The 17,202-nt window shown below is 67.7% G+C and carries 16 protein-coding genes, 1 tRNA gene and 1 other RNA gene; 13 read left to right on the top strand and 5 right to left on the bottom strand.

From position 1 onward, the window contains the following. Positions 1–140 precede the first annotated feature (140 nt). On the bottom strand, positions 141–2,759 hold the full coding sequence (locus tag AAC691_RS21815; RefSeq protein WP_342628456.1) for an AAA family ATPase: 2,619 nt from the start codon (positions 2,757–2,759) through the stop codon (positions 141–143). Between the two features lie 228 nt (positions 2,760–2,987). Between AAC691_RS21815 and AAC691_RS21810 the strand changes: the two genes are divergently transcribed. Continuing rightward, positions 2,988–3,203 (top strand): hypothetical protein, encoded by a 216-nt coding sequence (locus AAC691_RS21810; RefSeq protein ID WP_233023552.1) that lies wholly within the window; start codon positions 2,988–2,990, stop codon positions 3,201–3,203. A 107-nt stretch (positions 3,204–3,310) separates the two neighbouring features. Further along, entirely contained in the window at positions 3,311–4,954 is a 1,644-nt protein-coding gene (locus tag AAC691_RS21805; RefSeq protein ID WP_342628455.1) for a DUF6119 family protein, read from the top strand. Between the two features lie 328 nt (positions 4,955–5,282). On the opposite strand, the gene AAC691_RS21800 is transcribed toward AAC691_RS21805, so the two are convergent. Further along, positions 5,283–5,372, bottom strand: a tRNA-Ser gene (locus AAC691_RS21800). 294 nt (positions 5,373–5,666) lie between these two features. Between AAC691_RS21800 and rplU the strand changes: the two genes are divergently transcribed. The 4 genes from rplU (at position 5,667) to proB (ending at position 8,671) form a co-directional block, all read left to right on the top strand. Beyond that, entirely contained in the window at positions 5,667–5,981 is a 315-nt protein-coding gene (rplU, locus tag AAC691_RS21795) for a 50S ribosomal protein L21 (RefSeq protein ID WP_323990716.1), read from the top strand. Between the two features lie 66 nt (positions 5,982–6,047). Next, a complete protein-coding gene (rpmA, locus tag AAC691_RS21790; protein ID WP_176639256.1) occupies positions 6,048–6,317 on the top strand; it encodes a 50S ribosomal protein L27 in 270 nt (89 codons plus the stop codon). Between the two features lie 150 nt (positions 6,318–6,467). Next, positions 6,468–7,526 (top strand): GTPase ObgE, encoded by a 1,059-nt coding sequence (gene obgE, locus AAC691_RS21785; RefSeq protein ID WP_342628454.1) that lies wholly within the window; start codon positions 6,468–6,470, stop codon positions 7,524–7,526. Beyond that, entirely contained in the window at positions 7,523–8,671 is a 1,149-nt protein-coding gene (gene proB, locus AAC691_RS21780) for a glutamate 5-kinase (protein WP_342628453.1), read from the top strand. The genes obgE and proB overlap by 4 nt, the downstream gene beginning before the upstream one ends. Positions 8,672–8,761: 90 nt before the next feature. Here the strand turns inward: proB and AAC691_RS21775 are convergent, their stop codons facing one another. Further along, entirely contained in the window at positions 8,762–9,655 is an 894-nt protein-coding gene (locus AAC691_RS21775) for a hypothetical protein (RefSeq protein WP_342628452.1), read from the bottom strand. Positions 9,656–9,735: 80 nt separating this feature from the next. Next, positions 9,736–10,011: a DUF2312 domain-containing protein gene (locus tag AAC691_RS21770; protein ID WP_176640977.1), complete on the bottom strand. Its 276-nt coding sequence runs from the start codon at positions 10,009–10,011 to the stop codon at positions 9,736–9,738. Positions 10,012–10,278: 267 nt separating this feature from the next. On the opposite strand from AAC691_RS21770, the gene zwf reads away from it, so the two are divergent. The 3 genes from zwf to petA are packed head-to-tail and all read left to right on the top strand — an operon-like array spanning position 10,279 to position 12,909. Further along, positions 10,279–11,757, top strand: a complete 1,479-nt coding sequence (zwf, locus tag AAC691_RS21765) for a glucose-6-phosphate dehydrogenase (RefSeq protein WP_176640976.1) — start codon at positions 10,279–10,281, stop codon at positions 11,755–11,757. An 8-nt stretch (positions 11,758–11,765) separates the two neighbouring features. Beyond that, positions 11,766–12,245 carry a hypothetical protein gene (locus tag AAC691_RS21760; protein ID WP_342628451.1) on the top strand — a complete coding sequence of 160 codons (480 nt, stop codon included), beginning with the start codon at positions 11,766–11,768 and terminating at the stop codon, positions 12,243–12,245. A 7-nt stretch (positions 12,246–12,252) separates the two neighbouring features. Beyond that, positions 12,253–12,909 carry a ubiquinol-cytochrome c reductase iron-sulfur subunit gene (gene petA, locus AAC691_RS21755; protein ID WP_342628450.1) on the top strand — a complete coding sequence of 219 codons (657 nt, stop codon included), beginning with the start codon at positions 12,253–12,255 and terminating at the stop codon, positions 12,907–12,909. A gap of 46 nt (positions 12,910–12,955) precedes the next feature. Here petA and AAC691_RS21750 read toward each other — a convergent pair whose 3' ends face one another. Beyond that, a complete protein-coding gene (locus AAC691_RS21750; RefSeq protein ID WP_408906120.1) occupies positions 12,956–13,942 on the bottom strand; it encodes an alpha/beta hydrolase in 987 nt (328 codons plus the stop codon). Positions 13,943–14,068: 126 nt separating this feature from the next. Here AAC691_RS21750 and rnpB point away from each other — a divergent pair. The 4 genes from rnpB to AAC691_RS21730 all read left to right on the top strand — a co-directional run bounded on the left by rnpB (position 14,069) and on the right by AAC691_RS21730 (position 17,164). Continuing rightward, positions 14,069–14,473, top strand: an RNA gene (rnpB, locus tag AAC691_RS21745) — RNase P RNA component class A. Positions 14,474–14,793: 320 nt separating this feature from the next. Then, positions 14,794–15,324 (top strand): division/cell wall cluster transcriptional repressor MraZ, encoded by a 531-nt coding sequence (gene mraZ / locus AAC691_RS21740; RefSeq protein ID WP_342628448.1) that lies wholly within the window; start codon positions 14,794–14,796, stop codon positions 15,322–15,324. 5 nt (positions 15,325–15,329) lie between these two features. Next, on the top strand, positions 15,330–16,337 hold the full coding sequence (gene rsmH / locus AAC691_RS21735) for a 16S rRNA (cytosine(1402)-N(4))-methyltransferase RsmH (RefSeq protein ID WP_408906119.1): 1,008 nt from the start codon (positions 15,330–15,332) through the stop codon (positions 16,335–16,337). Then, positions 16,334–17,164, top strand: a complete 831-nt coding sequence (locus AAC691_RS21730) for an ABC transporter permease (RefSeq protein ID WP_342628446.1) — start codon at positions 16,334–16,336, stop codon at positions 17,162–17,164. The genes rsmH and AAC691_RS21730 overlap by 4 nt, the downstream gene beginning before the upstream one ends. Positions 17,165–17,202 lie beyond the last annotated feature (38 nt).

Below are 17,202 nucleotides of genomic sequence, written 5' to 3'. Positions count from 1 at the left end.
TGCCCAGATTGTGGTGCCTCCGCGTGCGCGGACCGGGCTCTATGCCGCCGGATGTGCCGGCTCTAAGGAGCCAGCCATGCTGTCTCCGCCCATTCGGGTGACGATCCCTGGCACGAAGCATTCAGGGCGAACGAGCTTGGTCACGGAAAGGCGTTCTGCCGGACCCGGATCGAATCCGCCCAATCCGCAAGAGTCTTGATGTCGGCAAGGATGTCGTCGGGCGGCGGCACCGCGCCGTCCCGTGCGCGCGACGGGTCGTGCGCGTCCACGAGGTCGCTGCACTTCTTGAAGTTCTTGCGGAATGTCTCGACATCCGCGTCTTCAATGACAGTCACCCGTTTCAGGTTCTTCGTGTCGATATAGTCCCGGTGGCGGTGGATGACCCCGGCAAAGGCGACATCTTCCAGCCCGCGCTCCCACGTCGCCCGCAGCCGGTCATAGATTTTCACGGCTGCGTCCCGGTATCCTTCTTCATCGTTCGCGTCATACAGATTCCGCGCCTCTCGCGCCGCCTTTTCCAGCTTATCAACCCGGTCGCGGATACCGGCGTGCTGCCAGGGCAAGCCGTTCGTGACCATGCCCGTCCCGGCTGGCCCTCGCGACAGGCTGACGAGCTTCATAGGAACAGCCTCGCGGACGGCCTTGTCGTGAAGGTCGTTCACGAACACCATGTCATGGGTGAAGACGATAATCTGGCGGGTTGCGGATTCTTCGACAAGCCGGTCCGCCACCTTTTCGCGCCAGCGATGATCGAGCGATGTCACCGGGTCATCGAACACCAGCGCAGATTTATGCTGGGCCGTCGCCAGTTCGGTGAGGAACGCGGCGAGAGCGACGCAGGTTTGCTCACCCTCGCTCAGGACCATATGGACCTTGGCTTTCGGGTTGGCAAAGAGGCGCACCTGGTAGTTGGGCGAGCCGTACTGCCCGCCCGAGCGCACGATTTCCACGCGCACTTTCTCCGCTGCGAGACGGACGATTTCCGACTGGAACTGGTCGCGCATTTTCGGGGTGATGACATTGTCGGCGATATCGTTGCCGAGCTTGGTGATGGCGTTGGTCGCCGTGTCAGTGATGCAGCCGCGGACAATGCGCAGTTCATCAAGTCGCTTGATTTCTTTCTTTGCGATTTCGAGAAAGTCGGCAACCGCCGCCCGGTCCGTCAACGAGTCACGTTCGAGGATCAGCCGGTCGCGGCCCTCAGCGTCGGCCGCTTCGTCAAGTTCCGCAGCATAGGCTTCCAGAGTGGCCGCTAACGCCTCCAGCTCCGCCTTCGGTGACGGCGAAAACGGTGGCAGGATTAGCGGGTCAGCGGTCGAAAGGGCGCGAAGGCATTTCAGGCGGCGCAAATCCGCGCTGGCGACAAAGCGCAAAACCTTGCGGGCAAGGCCGGGGTTCTGGAGGGCGATGCGCTGGCGCGCCTGCGCGATCACGCGCACGTCCGGTTGCCGCGCCGTGAATGCGGCAAGAGCCTCAGAATAGTCCTGCTCGGCGCGCGCCGCTTGTGATTCGGCATCCGCGCGGACGAATGCCTCGAAGCTCCCCAGCCGGTCCTTGGCATCCGCATGCAGCGCCTGGTGACACAGGACGCAGGCTTCGTCCCCTGTGGGCGGGAAAGGCGCGCCGGGATAAGCCGTTTGTTCCGAATAGTGGCGGGCGGCCTCCCATAGCGCCCGCCATGTTTCCCCGCCGACACCGGGAATGGAAAGGCCGTCAAAGGTCTCGCGCGCGGCAAGATCGGCCGCCGCCCGCTTGTCCCGCGCCGCGTCCGCCAGCGTTTTCATCCCGGCCAGCTTTTCATCCCCATAGGCGGCGGCAAGCCTGTCCAGGGTAGCGATCAGCTGCCGTACATTGCCGGCAAAAAGCCTCTGTTCGGCGGCAGCGTCCGCCGGGTTTTTCAGCAGGTCTTCGTCAAGGCGTGCCAGCCGCGCCCGCTCGTCGGCGCTCATCTCACCAAGTTTCTCAAGCGCGGCAAGATCGGTGTCATGGCTCAGTGCCGACATGATCGCGCCGACCGGCGTGGCCGGGTTCCACGTCGGCTTATCGAAGACCGGGTCGCGGACCGCATTGAGCTGGGTTTCTTCAGCACCCAGTTTCTGCTTGAGCGCCTGGCAAACACCGGCGAGGTCGTCGGGAATATCCAAGCCGAAGGGCCTGAACGCCACTTCGTTCTTTTCCTGCACATGCACCGAGCCGCAGTCCCGGTCAAAGACGCTGACGGCAGACAGCACCGCGTCCGGCTTGCCGTCGTCGGTCCAGCTGACGGGCGGTGCGGCTACACCGTCCTTGAGAATCGAAAAAGTGCCGGTCGCTTTGCCGGCGGGCGGCGGGTTGTACGCATCCGGCATGATCTCGCCCGCCTTGCGCGCGCGGCAGGCGCGCTTGAGCACTCGCCCGTAACCCGACTTGCCGGACCCGTTCGGCCCGTACACGATGGTGAGCCCCGCCGCTTCAAACGGTAGGGACTGGCCGGGGGCAAGCTGGTTTACACCGGCGATATCCCCGACGCTTGCCAGTGCTATCGACTCGCCGCCGGCGGGGGCGGCCGGCAAATGCGCGGCTTCGAGGGCCGCCGGTTCCAACGCAATACCTTCGGCACCGTGCTCCTTCTTGCACAGGGCCAGGATGTCCTTCACCCCATCGTCATCGGGCGTTCCGCCGGTCACGATCCGGCGCAGGGCATCGCGTTGCCAAAGCGGGCGGTCAGCCGACCAGTCGAGTATGGTTTCGAGAACGGTCTTGTTTGTTTTCTTGTTCATTCTGTTGCCCCCGGTACCCGGCCCTTTCCCCGTATAGTTGATAGCGCCGAAAGCCCGCCAATATTGTCTCAGTAACAGGCCGCATCCACGCCCGCGCAGGATAGCATGTAACCTGCGGCAGTGCCCGGTCAGGGGCCAGGTGGGCGCTGCCCTCCCACTCTCGGGCCGGGGTTCTGCCGCTCGGGCTTCGCAATATGATGGCAGCAGGATTCTGACGAGGTTCAGCACATGCCGGAAATGGATGATAGCGGGCGGCATGAGGTCTTGCACATGGCATCCTTCCTAAGCCGCGCGGTTGCCAGCGAGCTTTGCGAACACGCGCAAGTGCAGGCGAATCCCGAATGGAAGGCACTGGCCGACTCGGCAGCGGAATCTCTTTGGGCGCTCTATCAGGCGGTCGGCGGGACACATCTTGGGGACGATGGCACCATATCCAGGGAATAAGCCTGCAATACTTAGGCTTGTGCCGCTCGTCATTGACATGCGTCCCCGTCTTCTTTCTGCTATCGCAGGTTTAAGAAGCGAGATGTTGATCGCGCGCCGGGGGCGGCATGGCAAAGAGCAAGGCTTTCTCGATATACCTTCTCAAGGAAGGCTATGATGCTGCCAACGCGCTGCGGGAGGACCATGCGCTCGATGACGATATCGGCGCGCAGGGCCTGCCGGAAGGCGCAACGCTGTTCGTGCTGGATAGCGACCCGCGCCCGCCATGGTGGAAGTCATATTTTAACGTCGAGAAAAACCTGACGCAGGTCAACAAGGGTGCCCTTGTGTTCCTGCCGGTCGGCGGGCGGTGTTTCGCGCTCTCCTTCGGCCATGTCGCCCATAACTTGATCGACTCCAGCTACGAATATGATTTTGGGCTGCGGGTAACATTGAACAGCCTTGACCCGCACAAGCTTAAAAGCACCGACACGCTCGATCCCGGTGCGGCCAAGCGCCAGCGGACGCAGCTTCCGATCGAGTCTGAGCTGACGCTGTTCGATTTCGACCGTGACAGCACGATCTTGCGCAGCCTGACCGGCAAGGTCCGCGATGAGCACAAGGAACTGTTCCGGCACGCCACAGGCGGCAGTAATTTGCGTATCAGCACGGATGTCGAGGCCGACCGGCTGGCGACGCTGTGCGAGAAGCTGCTCGATCTATATCAGAGCGAGGAATACAAGGCCGCTTTCCCGGACATCCAGAACATCATGCCGGTCCGTGATCCGGCGCAGATCGAGGCGCTGAACGGCCGACTCCTAGCGGCCTTTCGCGCGCGCAATCCCGACCTCAACCTCACGGTTCCGGAAATCATCAACTACAGCGACAACCTCTACGCCGCCTTCGCCGGAGCCGGGCGCAGCCTCGTCTATGACGATGTCTATATCGGGCGGTACTACGAGTATCTGGATGAACATGGGATCGACCTGAATGCTCTGGGCGTCGAGGATTTGCGCCGTCACGTTCTGGTCCTGACCGACGAGGAGGGAAACAGCCGCGACCGCTACAGCATCTTCAAGAGCCTGGTCTTCGACACGACGCTGGAGGACGCGCAAGGCGAAACCTTCCATCTTTGCGAAGGCAATTGGTACCGCATCGACGATACCTATATCGCGCGGCTTAGCGCCTATCTCGACCCGCTATGCGCGGACAGCGATCTCCCGCCCTACGATCATCCGAGCGAGGGCGAATACAATGCGGCCGTTGGGGCGGGGGACGCGGCTATCGCCTGCCTTGATACAAAGAATATCAGCCCGGACGGGCAAAGCGCGGTGGAGCCTTGCGACCTGCTGGCGGTCCGCGACGGCGTCGCTGCCTTCTATCATGTCAAAGTCTCGACGCTCTCGGCTCAGTTGAGCCATCTGTTCAATCAGGGCGTAAACGCCATCGAATTGATGCGGCTGGAACCGCAGGCCGTTGACAAGCTGGAGGCGCTTATCCGGGAAGTGCTTGCCGATGGCGATGCGGATGCGATGGTCACGCTCGTTCGTGACCGGAAATGCCGCATCGTCTTCGGCATCGTGACCCGGAAAGACCCCGCCGGGCGGTCGCTGAACCTGCCCTTGTTCTCCCGCATCAGCCTTATGCGCGGCATGAAGGCGCTCCAGCTTATGGACGTTCCGGGGCGTGTGATTTTCATCGCGGACCAGGTTGTGGCAGCGGAAGGCCGCAAGAAGAAGCGGAAGAAGAAGGACGTGCCTGACGAGGTGTAATTGGCAGCCGCCTCCGATAAACGGCTCTTAAAAACCCTACGGGAGTGGTGGGGTGCTCTGGCCATCTTAGAACACCAAAAAATTCCGTAGTGATCCCACTTCTTCATACTTCGATTCTGTACAGTTGAGAATGCCAAGCGGTCCAAAACAGCCGCAGCGATCTTCTGAGAGCTATGTCGGAGCGTATAATCGGCGGTTATCTCAGGTGGAGCTATACCGCCCGGCTGGTGGTGCGGGAACCGTAACTTCAAGCGCACCGCTAGAACCTCGCTATCATATTGATAACTAAAGAGATAGCAGATCAATTTGTGCGGTAATCGGCGGTGTTTGGCGGAGAGGGTGGGATTCGAACCCACGGTACGCTTGCACGCACAACGGTTTTCGAGACCGCCCCGATCGACCGCTCCGGCACCTCTCCATAATCCAACGCGGCGATGGATGCGGCTTATAGGGGGGGTGCCGGCCGCACGCAAGCCACCCCGATGCGTTTTTCACTCATTATGTTATAGTCCCCGCCACACGCCTCACGCCCTGTCCCGCGCATTGCCTGTTGACGTCCCGCGCGCTCCACCTGTAGAAGCCCCACTTCCCCCCCGCTCGCACGGGGGTTCAGCCATGCCCGCATGGCCAACAACAAAAAGCGACTGGGCCGCGTCGCCTGTCCCGCCAGGGGCCGCACGCGCCAAGAGATCGGAAAGAGTTAGGACAAACCATGTTCGCAGTCATCCGCACCGGCGGAAAGCAGTATCGCGTCACCCCGGACACCGTGCTGAAGGTCGAGAAGCTCGACGCCGAGGCCGGCGCCACCGTGACCTTCAATGACGTCCTCGCCGTCGGCGGCGAAGCCGGCACGACGATCGGTGCCCCGACCGTCCCCGGCGCCAGCGTGACCGCCACGGTCATCGCTCAGGACCGTCTGGACACGGTCATCATCTTCAAGAAGCGCCGCCGGCAGAACAGCCGCCGCAAGAACGGCCACCGCCAGCCCGTCACCGTGCTGCGCATCGCCGCGATCAACGCCGCCTGAACCCCGCGCGGGGCGCATCGGCACCCCGGGGCATCTCAGGTCAGATCAGATTCAGGAGTTCAGGCAATGGCACAAAAAAAGGCAGGCGGTTCATCCCGCAACGGACGCGATAGCGCGGGCCGACGCCTCGGCGTCAAGAAGTTCGGCGGCGAAAGCGTTGTCGCCGGCAACATCATCGTCCGTCAGCGCGGCACCAAGATGAAGCCGGGCAGCAATGTCGGCCTCGGCCGCGACCACACGATCTTCGCCCTGGTCGACGGCCATGTGCGCTTCGAGCGCCGCGCCGAAGGCCGCGTCCACGTGTCGGTCGAGGCCCTGGCGATCGCCGCCGAGTAAGCACGCCCGCGTCTCGGGGCCGCAGACGACCCGCAAAGGGCCGGTCCTCGGGACCGGCCCTTTTTGCGTTGCGCCCCCCTCGCCCCATATGCACGCTGTCACGGACATGCCGTCTCGGGCGGCCCCTTCGTTCCGACCGGACCAACGACGATGAAATTCCTCGACCAGGCCAAGATCTACGTAAAATCCGGTGACGGCGGCGACGGCGTCGTCGCCTTCCGGCGAGAGAAATACATCGAATTCGGCGGTCCCGACGGCGGCAATGGCGGCCGCGGCGGCGATATCGTCTTCGAGGCCGCGGGCAACCTCAATACCCTGATCGATTTCCGCTACACGCAGCATTTCCGCGCCCGCAAGGGCGGCAACGGCGCGGGGTCTGACCGCACCGGCGCCGCCGCCCCGCCGGTCGTCATCCAGGTCCCCGTCGGCACCCAGATCTTCGACGAACACCGCGAAATCATGCTGGCCGACCTCGACAAGCCGGGCATGCGCGTCACGCTCTGCCGCGGCGGCGACGGCGGCCACGGCAACGCCCATTACAAGACCAGCACCAACCGCGCCCCCCGCCGCGCCGACAAGGGTTGGCCGGGCGAGGAACAGTGGGTCTGGCTGCGGCTGAAGCTGATCGCCGATGTCGGGCTGCTCGGCCTGCCCAATGCCGGCAAATCGACCTTCCTCTCGGTCGTCTCGGCCGCCCGGCCCAAGATCGCCGACTACCCCTTCACCACCCTGCACCCGCAGCTCGGCGTCGTGCGCCTCTCGGTGGCCGAGGAATTCGTCATCGCCGACATCCCCGGCCTGATCGAAGGCGCGCATGAGGGCGCGGGCCTGGGCGACCGCTTCCTCGGCCATGTCGAACGCTGCGCCGTACTGCTGCACCTGATCGACGGCGCCGCCGGCGACGTGGTCAAGGCATGGCGCACCATCCGCCACGAACTCGAAGCCTATGACGAAAACCTGGCCCGCAAGCCGGAAATCATCGCCCTGAACAAGATCGACGCGATGACCCCGCAACAGATCTCCAGCCGCCGCCGCGCGCTGGAAAAGGCCAGCGGCGCCCAGGTCGTCACGCTCTCGGGCGCCACGCGACAGAATCTCGACGCCGTGCTGCGCCTGCTCCAGGACCGCGTGACCGCCACGCGCGCGGCCGAACGCGAGGCCGCCGCCCTCGCCATCCCGCAGGACGCCGCGCGGGACACCGCGACATGACTGCGTCCCCCCCCCCCGTTCACGGCCCGCTCCCCAGCCTGGCCGACGCCCGCCGCCTGGTGGTCAAGATCGGCAGCGCCCTGGTCGTCGACCCCGAACAGGCCGCCCCCCGCGCTGCCTGGCTCGCCAGCGTGGCCCACGACATCGCGGCCCTGCGCCAGGCCGGCACCGAAATCATCGTGGTCTCCTCCGGCGCCATCGCGCTCGCCAGGCACAGCCTGGGCCTGACCCGCCGCGCCCTGCGGCTCGAGGAGAAACAGGCCGCCGCCTCGGTCGGCCAGATCCGCCTGGCCCAGGCCTGGACCAGCGCGCTGTCCGCGCACACCCTGGTCGCCGCGCAATTGCTGCTTACCCCCGGCGATACCGAGGACCGGCGCCGCTACCTCAATGCCCGCGCCACCCTCGACACGCTGCTGGGCCTGGGCTGCGTGCCGGTCATCAACGAAAACGACGCCATCGCCACCACCGAGATCCGCTACGGCGACAATGACCGCCTCGCCGCCCGCGTCGCGGAAATGACCGGCGCGGACCAACTGGTCCTGCTGTCGGACATCGACGGACTCTATACCGCCGACCCCCGCACCGACCCCACCGCCCGCCACCTGCCGGTCATCCCCGCCCTGACCCCGGAAATCGAGGCCATGGGCGGCGCCCCCCCGCCCGGCTACTCGTCGGGCGGCATGCGCACCAAGCTGATGGCCGCGCGCATCGCCACCCAGTCCGGCTGCGCCATGGCGATCACGATCGGCAAGGACCCCAATCCCCTGACCCGGCTGCGCGACGGCGCGCGCTGCTCGTGGTTCCTGCCCGCGCCCGACGGCCGCTCGGCCCGCAAACGCTGGATCGCCGGCGGCCTCGCCCCGGCCGGCCGCCTGGCCATCGACGCGGGCGCCATGCGCGCGCTGGCCGCCGGCTCCTCCCTGCTGCCCGCCGGCGTCCGCGCCGTGCACGGCGATTTCGAGCGCGGCGACCTGGTGCTGGTCACCGACCTCGACGGCAACGAAATCGCCCGCGGCCTCTCCGCCTACGCCGCCGCCGACGCCCGCCTGATCGCCGGCCACCGCTCCGACGACATCGAACCCCTGCTGGGCTGGCGCGGGCGGGACGAGATCATTCACCGCGACGACCTCGTCGTCCACCCGTAAACCCGGACCGGCGGCGATCCGACGCGCGCGCCGCTCCCGCTCACCGGGCCACGTTTTCGGGCAGACGACCCGCCCTCGCCAACGAGATTTTCAGGTGCGCGGGGGCCAGCGCAGGGTGGGCTCGGAACGCGGCGGAGGCTCGTCCCATTCGTCATTGCCGCGCGCCCGGTACCCATGCCGGCGCCCCGGATCGCGGGGTTCCGCCAATGGCCGCGCCGGCCCGACCGGCGGCGGAGCATAAGGCGGATAGGGCGATTCCGGCGCGGCCGGCCGCTCATGCCAAGGCATCGACTGCGGCGCCGCCGGCTGCGGAGGTATCGACTGCGGGGGTATCGACTGCGGAGGCGTCGGTTGCGGCGGCATCGGCCGCCCGTCCTCCGGAGGCACCCGCACGCTCGGCCGCGGCGCAGCGACCGGCGGCGGCTCGACCGGCGGGGGCGGAGGCGGCCGCATTGGTCCCACCGCATCGGGCGGCGGCGCGAAACGCGTGGGGCGCGGCGCGGGCTGATAGGCCGGCTGACCGCCAGGCGGCACGGAATGCGGCGGGAACGTCGATGGCTGGGTCGTCGATGGCTGGACGGGCGGCGGCTGGACGGGCGGCGGACTCACCGGCCGCTCCGGACGGGGCACATAGGCATCGCTGGCCGTGACCGGGTCGCCGACGCGCGGCGGCGCCACTCCGGCTCCCCCCGGGGCCGCCCCGTTCGCCATCTCCGAGACCGGACCGACCACCGGCGAGACCATCGGCGCGACCGCCGCCGCCGCCCGCGCGGCGGCCAGCGGGCGCCGCTCCTCGGGCGGCACCGCCAGCACCCGCAATTCCGCCTGCAGATCCTCGATCTGCAGCGCCAGCGCGTCCAGCCGCCCCTTCACCCCGAACACGGCAAAGGGCATCAGCAGCCAGACAAAGGCAAACAACGTCCCCAGGATCAGCAGCACCAGCTGCAACCACCAGGGCATCCAGTCGAGGAACGGCAACGGCATCGCGATACGACCAGAAAAGAACGGACCTCCGCCCATGTGACCAGATCAGGCCACGCCGGCGCAAGGATCCCGTAAGAAGGTCACATTCCCAGGGCGCGGCGGTAGATATCCAGCAGCGTCTCCTGCTCCTCCACCTCGGCCGGCTCCTGCTTGCGCAGGCGGATGATCTGCCGGATCACCTTCACGTCGAACCCGGCCGACTTCGCCTCGGTGAAGATATCCTTAATATCGCCGGCCAGGGCCTTGCGTTCCTCTTCCAGCCGCTCGATCCGCTCGATGATGCTGCGCAGCCGGTCCGCCGCAATGCCGCCTACCGCCGCCGCGTTGTCGTCAGCCGCAAAATTCTCCGCATCCATGGAACCGCATGCCTCCAGCATCGTGGGTGGAACGTCGCTCGTCCGACCGGGCCAGGGGCCGAAACCACCCGATCCGAAAGGGAACGGCGGGCTTATCGTGACGATGCCGGCCGGTCAATGGCAACTTGACAGCCCCCCTTCGCCCGGCCCAAACCGATGCACGGCAGGTCGTCTCCCCCACGGGTCCCCCGGCACATGGAGGCAGGCCCGCGCATGTCCGCGAAACGTCCAACGCAACAATCAGAACCGCGCAGGAGGCCGCATCCGATGGCTCAACTCCCACCCGTCGATATTTTCGACTACATCGTCTTCGGGGCCACCGGCGACCTGACGATGCGCAAGCTGCTGCCGGCGCTCTATTACCGCTATCGCGACGGGCAGATCCCCGATCAGGCCCGCATCATCGGCACCGCCCGCTCGCCCCTCTCCCGCGCCGATTTCCAGGCCCGGGCCGAGAAGGCGCTGCAGAATTTCGTCAAGCCCGCCGATCTCGACCCCGACCTCGCGCGCCGCTTCCTCGCCCTCGTGCATTATGTCAGCCTGAACGGCGCCGAGGCCGGCAGCAACTGGCCCGGGCTGAAGGACCTGCTGGCCGAAGCCCCCGCCGACCGGATCCGCGTCTATTACCTGGCCACCGCGCCCGACCTGTACGGCCGGATCTGCGAAAATCTCAGCACCCAGGGCCTGGTCACCGACCAGTCGCGCGTGGTGCTGGAAAAGCCGATCGGCACCGACCTGGCCTCGGCGGACGAAATCAATGACGGCGTCGGCCGGTTCTTCCCGGAAAACCACATTTTCCGCATCGACCACTATCTGGGCAAGGAAACCGTCCAGGCCGTGATCGCGCTGCGCTTCGCCAACCCGGTCTTCGAACGGCTCTGGTCGTCCGACGCCATCGACTATATCCAGATCACCGCGGCCGAAACCGTGGGCGTCGAGGGCCGCGGCCCGTATTACGACAAGTCCGGCGCCATGCGCGACATGATCCAGAACCACCTGCTGCAGGTGCTGTGCCTGGTCGCGATGGACCCGCCCGGCTCGCTCGAGGCCGACAGCCTGCGCAACGAGAAGCTCAAGGTCCTGCGCGCGCTGCGCCCGATCACGCCCGAGGACGTCGCCGTCAGCACGGTACGCGCCCGGTACGGCGCCGGCGAAATGGGCGGCAAGCCCGTCCCCGGCTATCTCGATGATCTCGGCGAGAACGCGGTCAGCAACACCGAGACCTTCGTCGCCATCCGCGCCCAGGTCGATACCTGGCGCTGGGGCAACGTGCCGTTCTACCTGCGCTCGGGCAAGCGCATGGCCCAGAAAAGCAGCGAGATCGTCATCCAGTTCAAGACCACCCCCTGGTCGATCTTCCCCGAGAAGCCGGCGGCCAACCGCCTGGTCATCCGCATCCAGCCCGATGAGGGCGTGATGCTGACCGTCTCGACCAAGGACCCGACCCCGACCGATTCGGTGGCGCTGCGCCAGGCCGACATCAACATCGCGTTCGAAAAGGCGTTCGCCACCCGCTACCCCGACGCGTACGAACGCCTGCTGCTCGACGTCGTGCGCGGCGATCCGGTCCTGTTCATCCGCCGGGATGAGGTCGAGGCCGCATGGCGCTGGGCCGACCCGATCCTCCAGGGCTGGGCCGAGAACAAGTCGCCGCTCGAAACCTACCCGGCCGGAAGCTGGGGCCCCGACGCCGCCCGCGCCCTGCTGGCCGAGCGCGGCCACCGGTGGCACGAGGACATGGTCTGACCGTCCGCATGGCCTCCCCTTCCGATACCACGAACAACACCACGAACAAATTGGGCGGCCGCCGCGGCCGCCTGACGATGCGCCAGCGTATCGTCAGGCGGCTGGTCATGGTCGTGCCGATGGCCCTGCTCGCGGTCGTCGCCGCGCGCATGGGCTGGCTGGACCAGGCGGCGGACCAGATCACCTTCCGCCACGCCAACTGGTTCGACGACACCGCCCTGGTGGAACATTTCCGCACGGTCGTGACCCATAACGGCATGACCGACCTGCCCGGGCGTTGCGTGCTGTTCATCGTCAACGGCAACGACCCGCCGGACGCCACGCGCTTCGACGTCATGGCCAAGCATTCCGGCTCCTGCCCGGGGGCGAAGGACCCTGCCCTCAAGAACACGCTGCCCAGACTGTTCACGCTGCGGGTCGACCGGGTCGACCAGACGGTGCAGACCGACTGGGGCTCGCCCGGCACCTTCCACCCCCTGCCGCGTTAAGGGCGCCATGACGACCCGGGGCGATCCTCCTCCCATGCACGCCGCCACCCCCACGGACGGCAAACGGCGCGACTTCCTCACCCTGGTCACGCTGGCCGCCGGCGGGGCGGGGGCGGCCGCCTTCGCCTGGCCGTTCCTCGACTCCCTGCGCCCGGCCGATTCCGGCGCCGCCCGCGCCCCGGTCGATGTCGACGTCTCCAAGCTCCCTCCGGGGCAGCAGATCACCGTCGTCTGGCACGGCAGTCCGGTCTTCATCACCCACCGCACGCCCCAGGCCCTGGCCCGGCTGCGGGATCCTGCCCTGGCCGCCCGCCTGCGCGACCCCACGTCGCGCGCGCTGCAACAGCCGCCCTACGCCGACAACTGGCACCGCTCCATCGTCCCGGACTATGGCGTGGTGGTCGGCATCTGCACCCATCTGGGCTGCGTGCCGGCCTATGCCCCGGCGCCGGACCCCGCCACCCCGGTCGCCAACTGGCCGGGCGGCTATGCCTGCCCTTGCCACGGCTCGAAATTCGACCTGGCCGGCCGCGTCTTCATCGGCGCGCCCGCCCCCTACAACCTGCCGGTGCCGCCTTATTCCATGGCCGGCCCGACCACCATCCGCCTCGGCCAGAACCCGCCCGGGACCAGTTTCGACTTCGCCTCCATCCAGCAGATCTGACCGCCGGCCGATCAGGCCGCCCCCCGTGTCATCAGGTCCCGCGGGCCTACCCCGCCAGGGCCGAGCGCAGCCTCCGCCCGCCGAAGCGGATCGCCGCCCTGCCCGCCGGCATGACGGAATACATGTTCAGATAGCCGTGGATCGTGCCCGGATAGCAGCGCAGCTCGGCCTGCCCGCCCGCCGCACGCATCGCCTGGGCGTATCCCGTGGCCTCGTCATGCAGCGGATCGAATTCCGCCGGCACGATCACCGCCGGCGCCAGCCCGGCCAGCGATTCGGCAAAGACCGGCGCCATCAGCGGATGGTACAGGTCCTCCGGCGTGCGGACATATTGCTCGGCGTACCATTCCATCAGCCGGGCCGTCAGCATGTATCCCTCCGCGTGGATCCGCCGCGACGGCACCTCCCGCGCCCCGTAGAGCGACGGATAATACAGCAACTGCAGCGCCAGTTCGGGCCCGCCCCGATCCCGAGCCAGGTGCGCCAGCACCGCCGCCAGGTTCCCCCCGGCGCTGTCCCCGGCCACCGCCAGCCCGCCGCCCCACCGCCAGGACTCGCCCGCCAGCCAGCGCAGCGCCGCCCAGCTATCCTCGACCGCCGCCGGAAAGCGATGCTCCGGCGCCAGACGGTAATCGAAGGACAGCACCGCCGCCCCCGATGCCCGCGCCAGCCGGCAGCAGATCCCGTGATGCGAATTCAACCCGCAATGCACGAATCCGCCGCCATGTAGAAACAGCACCGCCCCGCGCACCTTCCCATGGGGCAGGTACAGCCGCGCGGGCCGCAGCTCGGTCGCCCCCGGCACCCGCAGCGCCATCACCCGGCGCAGCGGCAGGCTGGACAGGGCCTGCGGAAAACAGGGCCGGTCCAGCGCCCGCCGCAATTCCGCCAGCGTGCGCGGCCGGCGCGCGCGCAGCGACGCCCGGCCGGACAGATGCCCCAGCACCAGCCGCGACGCCAGCCCCAATCGCCCGGCTTCCAATCGCGCCGCTCCCGGCCGCGCCGCGCCCGCGCCCGAGCCCGATTGCGCCATTCCCGATTCCACCGCCGGCCCGCCCGCCATGCCCGCGCTCCCGCCCTCGCCTCATCATGTCGTCCGCCTCTTGATGCGGCGCATTCCCCCTTGACGCAAGCCGCCCGGACCGCCAGTTTCCGCATGCCAGACGGTCGGGCGACCGCTGTCGCTCACGCGATGGAGGAAAGTCCGGGCTCCACGGAGGAACGGTGCCGGCTAACGGCCGGCGGGGGCGACCCCAGGGAAAGTGCCACAGAAAACAAACCGCCCCCACGGCATTCCGGTACGCCGGAGATGGTGCGGGCAAGGGTGAAACGGTGCGGTAAGAGCGCACCGCGCGTGCGGCAACGCAGGCGGCAGGGCAAACCCCACCGGGAGCAAGACCGAATAGGAACGGCAGGCGACGCCCCCAAAGGCGCCGCCGGGGGTCCCTCCGCCCCGTCGTTCGGGTTGGTCGCGTGAGGCGCGCCGCAAGGCGCGTCCCAGAGGAATGGTCGCCCCATCTTCATCGAGGATGGACAGAACCCGGCTTACAGACCGTCTGGCCTCGTCGTCCCCTGCGGAACATACCCCCAACAAAATGCCCCCAGCAAAATGTTCTCGTTTTGATCACATCCAAACTAGAACATAACGTAAACATTCATATTCATGCCGCATTTCAAAGTCCGTCCCCTGCGACAATTGGGACCAAGTCCTGTCACGACTTGTCCAACCCACGAAAAACTGCGGTTTTCTGCCAGAATTTCGGCGCGTTTTGTTTGACGTCCCATAAAATCCCATGATATCCCATGAAAACCCGGCGCGCAGGGGGCGCCGGCCCATGCGCAATCGCATCCGCAACCATCCAGCCGAGGGAGCATCGCAAAAGCGTGAGTGTGTTCCTCGGCACCCATCAGAACCGCCTCGACGCCAAGGGCCGCGTGTCGATCCCGGCTCCCTTCCGCACGGCCCTGCGCGCCCAGGCCCAGGCCGGCGACGCCCTGGTCGTCCTGCGCCCCTCGCACCAGCATCCCTGCATCGAGGCCTGGCCCACCGCCGCCTTCGCGGCCCTCAGCCAGCCGCTCGACCGGCTGGACATGTTCTCCGACGAACATGACGACATGGCCGCCGCCCTCTATGCCGACGCCTTCCCCGTCGACGCCGACCGCGAGGGACGGATCATCCTGCCCGACGCGCTGAAGGAACACGCCACCCTGACCGACAGCGTCGCCTTCATGGGGCTGGGCCGCATCTTCCAGATCTGGGAACCCGCCGCCGCCGAACGCCGCCGCGCCGAGGCCCGCACCCGCTCGCGCAATCTCGCCCTGCCGGCCCAGAACCGCGCCCATAGTCACGTTCAGAATCACGCTCAGCAAGGCGGCAGCACCCACGGCGGGACCAACGGCGGAGGCGCCGCATGAACGCCATGACCACGCCCCCCGCCGGCCACCGTCCCGGCCATGTCCCCGTCATGCTGGCCGAGGTGCTGGCGATGCTGCAGCCGCGCGACGGCGCCGCCTATCTCGACGGCACGTTCGGCGGTGGCGGCTATGCCCGCGCCATCCTGTCGGCGGCCCGCTGCACCCTCTGGGCCATCGACCGCGATCCCGCCGCCATCCGTCGCGGCCACGCGCTGCAATCCGAACTGCGCGCGCAAGAGGGCGAAACCCGCCTGCACATGATCCATGGCGGCTTCGGCGACATGCAGGCCCTGCTGCAGGCGCGCCACGTCCCGGCCCTCGACGGGGTGGTGCTCGATCTCGGCGTGTCCTCCTTCCAACTGGACGAGGTCGAGCGCGGCTTCTCCTTCCGCACCGACGGCCCGCTGGACATGCGCATGGACGACACCGGCCCGACCGCCGCCGACATCGTCAATACGATGGCCGAATCGGACCTCGCCGACGTCATCTATGAATATGGCGAGGAACGGCTGTCCCGCCGCGTCGCCCGCGCCATCGTCGCGGCCCGCGCCCAGGCGCCGATCCTGACCACGTTCCAGCTCGCCGACATCATCCGTTCGGTCGTGCCCGCCGACCGCTCGGGCATCGACCCGGCCACCCGGTCGTTCCAGGGCATCCGCATCCATGTGAACGACGAACTCGGGCAGATCGCCGCGGGCCTCGACCAGGCGCTGGGCCTGCTCGCCCCCGGCGGCCGGCTGGTCGTCGTCTCCTTCCATTCGCTCGAGGACCGGCTGGTCAAGCAGGCGCTGAACCGCGCCGCCGGGCGCCTGCCCGCCCCCTCGCGCCACGACCCCAGGGCGATGCAGGCCCGCGCGGCCGCACCGTCCTACCGCCTGCTCACCACCCGCGCCCTGCGCCCCGGCGCGGCCGAATGCCACGCCAACCCCCGCGCCCGCAGCGCCCGCCTGCGCGCGGCCGAACGCCTTCCCCTCCCGGACATAACCGACAACCAGCCGGAACGCCGCCCATGATGCGATCCTTCACCCTCCTCTGCGCCGTCATGGCCGGCCTGTCCGGGCTGTTCCTCTATTCCAAGAAGCACCAGACCACGCTTCTGGACCAGCGGATCTCGGAAATCGTCGCCGACACGCAGCATGTCCGCGAACAGACGGCCATGCTGCGCGCCGAATGGGCGCTGCTGAACCAGCCGGACCGCCTGGCCGCCCTGTCGGCACGCTTCCTGCCCGACATCCACCCGATGGCGCCCACCCAGTTCATCCAGATGGCGTCGCTGGCCGACCGCCTGCCCGCCCCCGGCGCCCGGCCGCTGCCCCTGGTCAACCCGCGTGACGCGATCGGCGCCACGCTGACCCCGCCCCCGGCCCATGCCCCGGCCGAACCGACGCCCGCCGCCCCGCAGCACGAAACCCCGGCCCCCGCCATCCTGGCGGCGGCGACGCATCGCCAGCCGCCCGAATCGGCCCAGCCGGCCCAGCCCCCGGCCCGCCCGGTATTACTGGCCTCAGCCACGATTCCCGTCGCCCCGACGGCGCCAATCCGCCCGGCGACTCCACGTTTTGTCCACCCTGCCGCGCTTTCGCCCGAATTGCCGCCTAACGTCGGGCGCCGTGCCGTACAATCCGTTGCCCACGCCGCGCGCGCCGTGCTACCGCCTGCCGCCAACCCGGCCACCAGGATCGCCGCCTACCATCCGCCCCGCCCGGCGCCGATGGCCGTCGCGGCCTGGCGCCCGGCCGCGCCGGTCCCGTACCAGGAGGCACGGGGATACGGCAGGGGGTCGTCCCTGGGCTTTTCACATTCCGGAACGCTGCCGCCGCCCGTTCCCCTCAGCAACTGATGCCCTCGCGCAGGTAACATGACCAACGGCCCGACCGA

The organism is Nguyenibacter vanlangensis (assembly GCF_038719015.1).
GTDB lineage: Bacteria > Pseudomonadota > Alphaproteobacteria > Acetobacterales > Acetobacteraceae > Gluconacetobacter > Gluconacetobacter vanlangensis.
The sequence above is the reverse complement of the archived record's forward strand: the minus strand, read 5'-3'. Positions and strand labels throughout refer to the sequence as shown.

Excerpts from the sequence above, each read along its gene's own strand:
- AAC691_RS21815 (WP_342628456.1), bottom strand. The coding sequence starts at position 2,759 with ATGAACAAGAAAACAAACAAGACCGTTCTCGAAACCATACTCGACTGG.
- AAC691_RS21810 (WP_233023552.1), top strand. The coding sequence starts at position 2,988 with ATGCCGGAAATGGATGATAGCGGGCGGCATGAGGTCTTGCACATGGCA.
- AAC691_RS21805 (WP_342628455.1), top strand. The coding sequence starts at position 3,311 with ATGGCAAAGAGCAAGGCTTTCTCGATATACCTTCTCAAGGAAGGCTAT.
- rplU (WP_323990716.1), top strand. The coding sequence starts at position 5,667 with ATGTTCGCAGTCATCCGCACCGGCGGAAAGCAGTATCGCGTCACCCCG.
- rpmA (WP_176639256.1), top strand. The coding sequence starts at position 6,048 with ATGGCACAAAAAAAGGCAGGCGGTTCATCCCGCAACGGACGCGATAGC.
- obgE (WP_342628454.1), top strand. The coding sequence starts at position 6,468 with ATGAAATTCCTCGACCAGGCCAAGATCTACGTAAAATCCGGTGACGGC.
- proB (WP_342628453.1), top strand. The coding sequence starts at position 7,523 with ATGACTGCGTCCCCCCCCCCCGTTCACGGCCCGCTCCCCAGCCTGGCC.
- AAC691_RS21775 (WP_342628452.1), bottom strand. The coding sequence starts at position 9,655 with ATGCCGTTGCCGTTCCTCGACTGGATGCCCTGGTGGTTGCAGCTGGTG.
- AAC691_RS21770 (WP_176640977.1), bottom strand. The coding sequence starts at position 10,011 with ATGGATGCGGAGAATTTTGCGGCTGACGACAACGCGGCGGCGGTAGGC.
- zwf (WP_176640976.1), top strand. The coding sequence starts at position 10,279 with ATGGCTCAACTCCCACCCGTCGATATTTTCGACTACATCGTCTTCGGG.
- AAC691_RS21760 (WP_342628451.1), top strand. The coding sequence starts at position 11,766 with ATGGCCTCCCCTTCCGATACCACGAACAACACCACGAACAAATTGGGC.
- petA (WP_342628450.1), top strand. The coding sequence starts at position 12,253 with ATGACGACCCGGGGCGATCCTCCTCCCATGCACGCCGCCACCCCCACG.
- AAC691_RS21750 (WP_408906120.1), bottom strand. The coding sequence starts at position 13,942 with ATGGCGCAATCGGGCTCGGGCGCGGGCGCGGCGCGGCCGGGAGCGGCG.
- rsmH (WP_408906119.1), top strand. The coding sequence starts at position 15,330 with ATGACCACGCCCCCCGCCGGCCACCGTCCCGGCCATGTCCCCGTCATG.
- AAC691_RS21730 (WP_342628446.1), top strand. The coding sequence starts at position 16,334 with ATGATGCGATCCTTCACCCTCCTCTGCGCCGTCATGGCCGGCCTGTCC.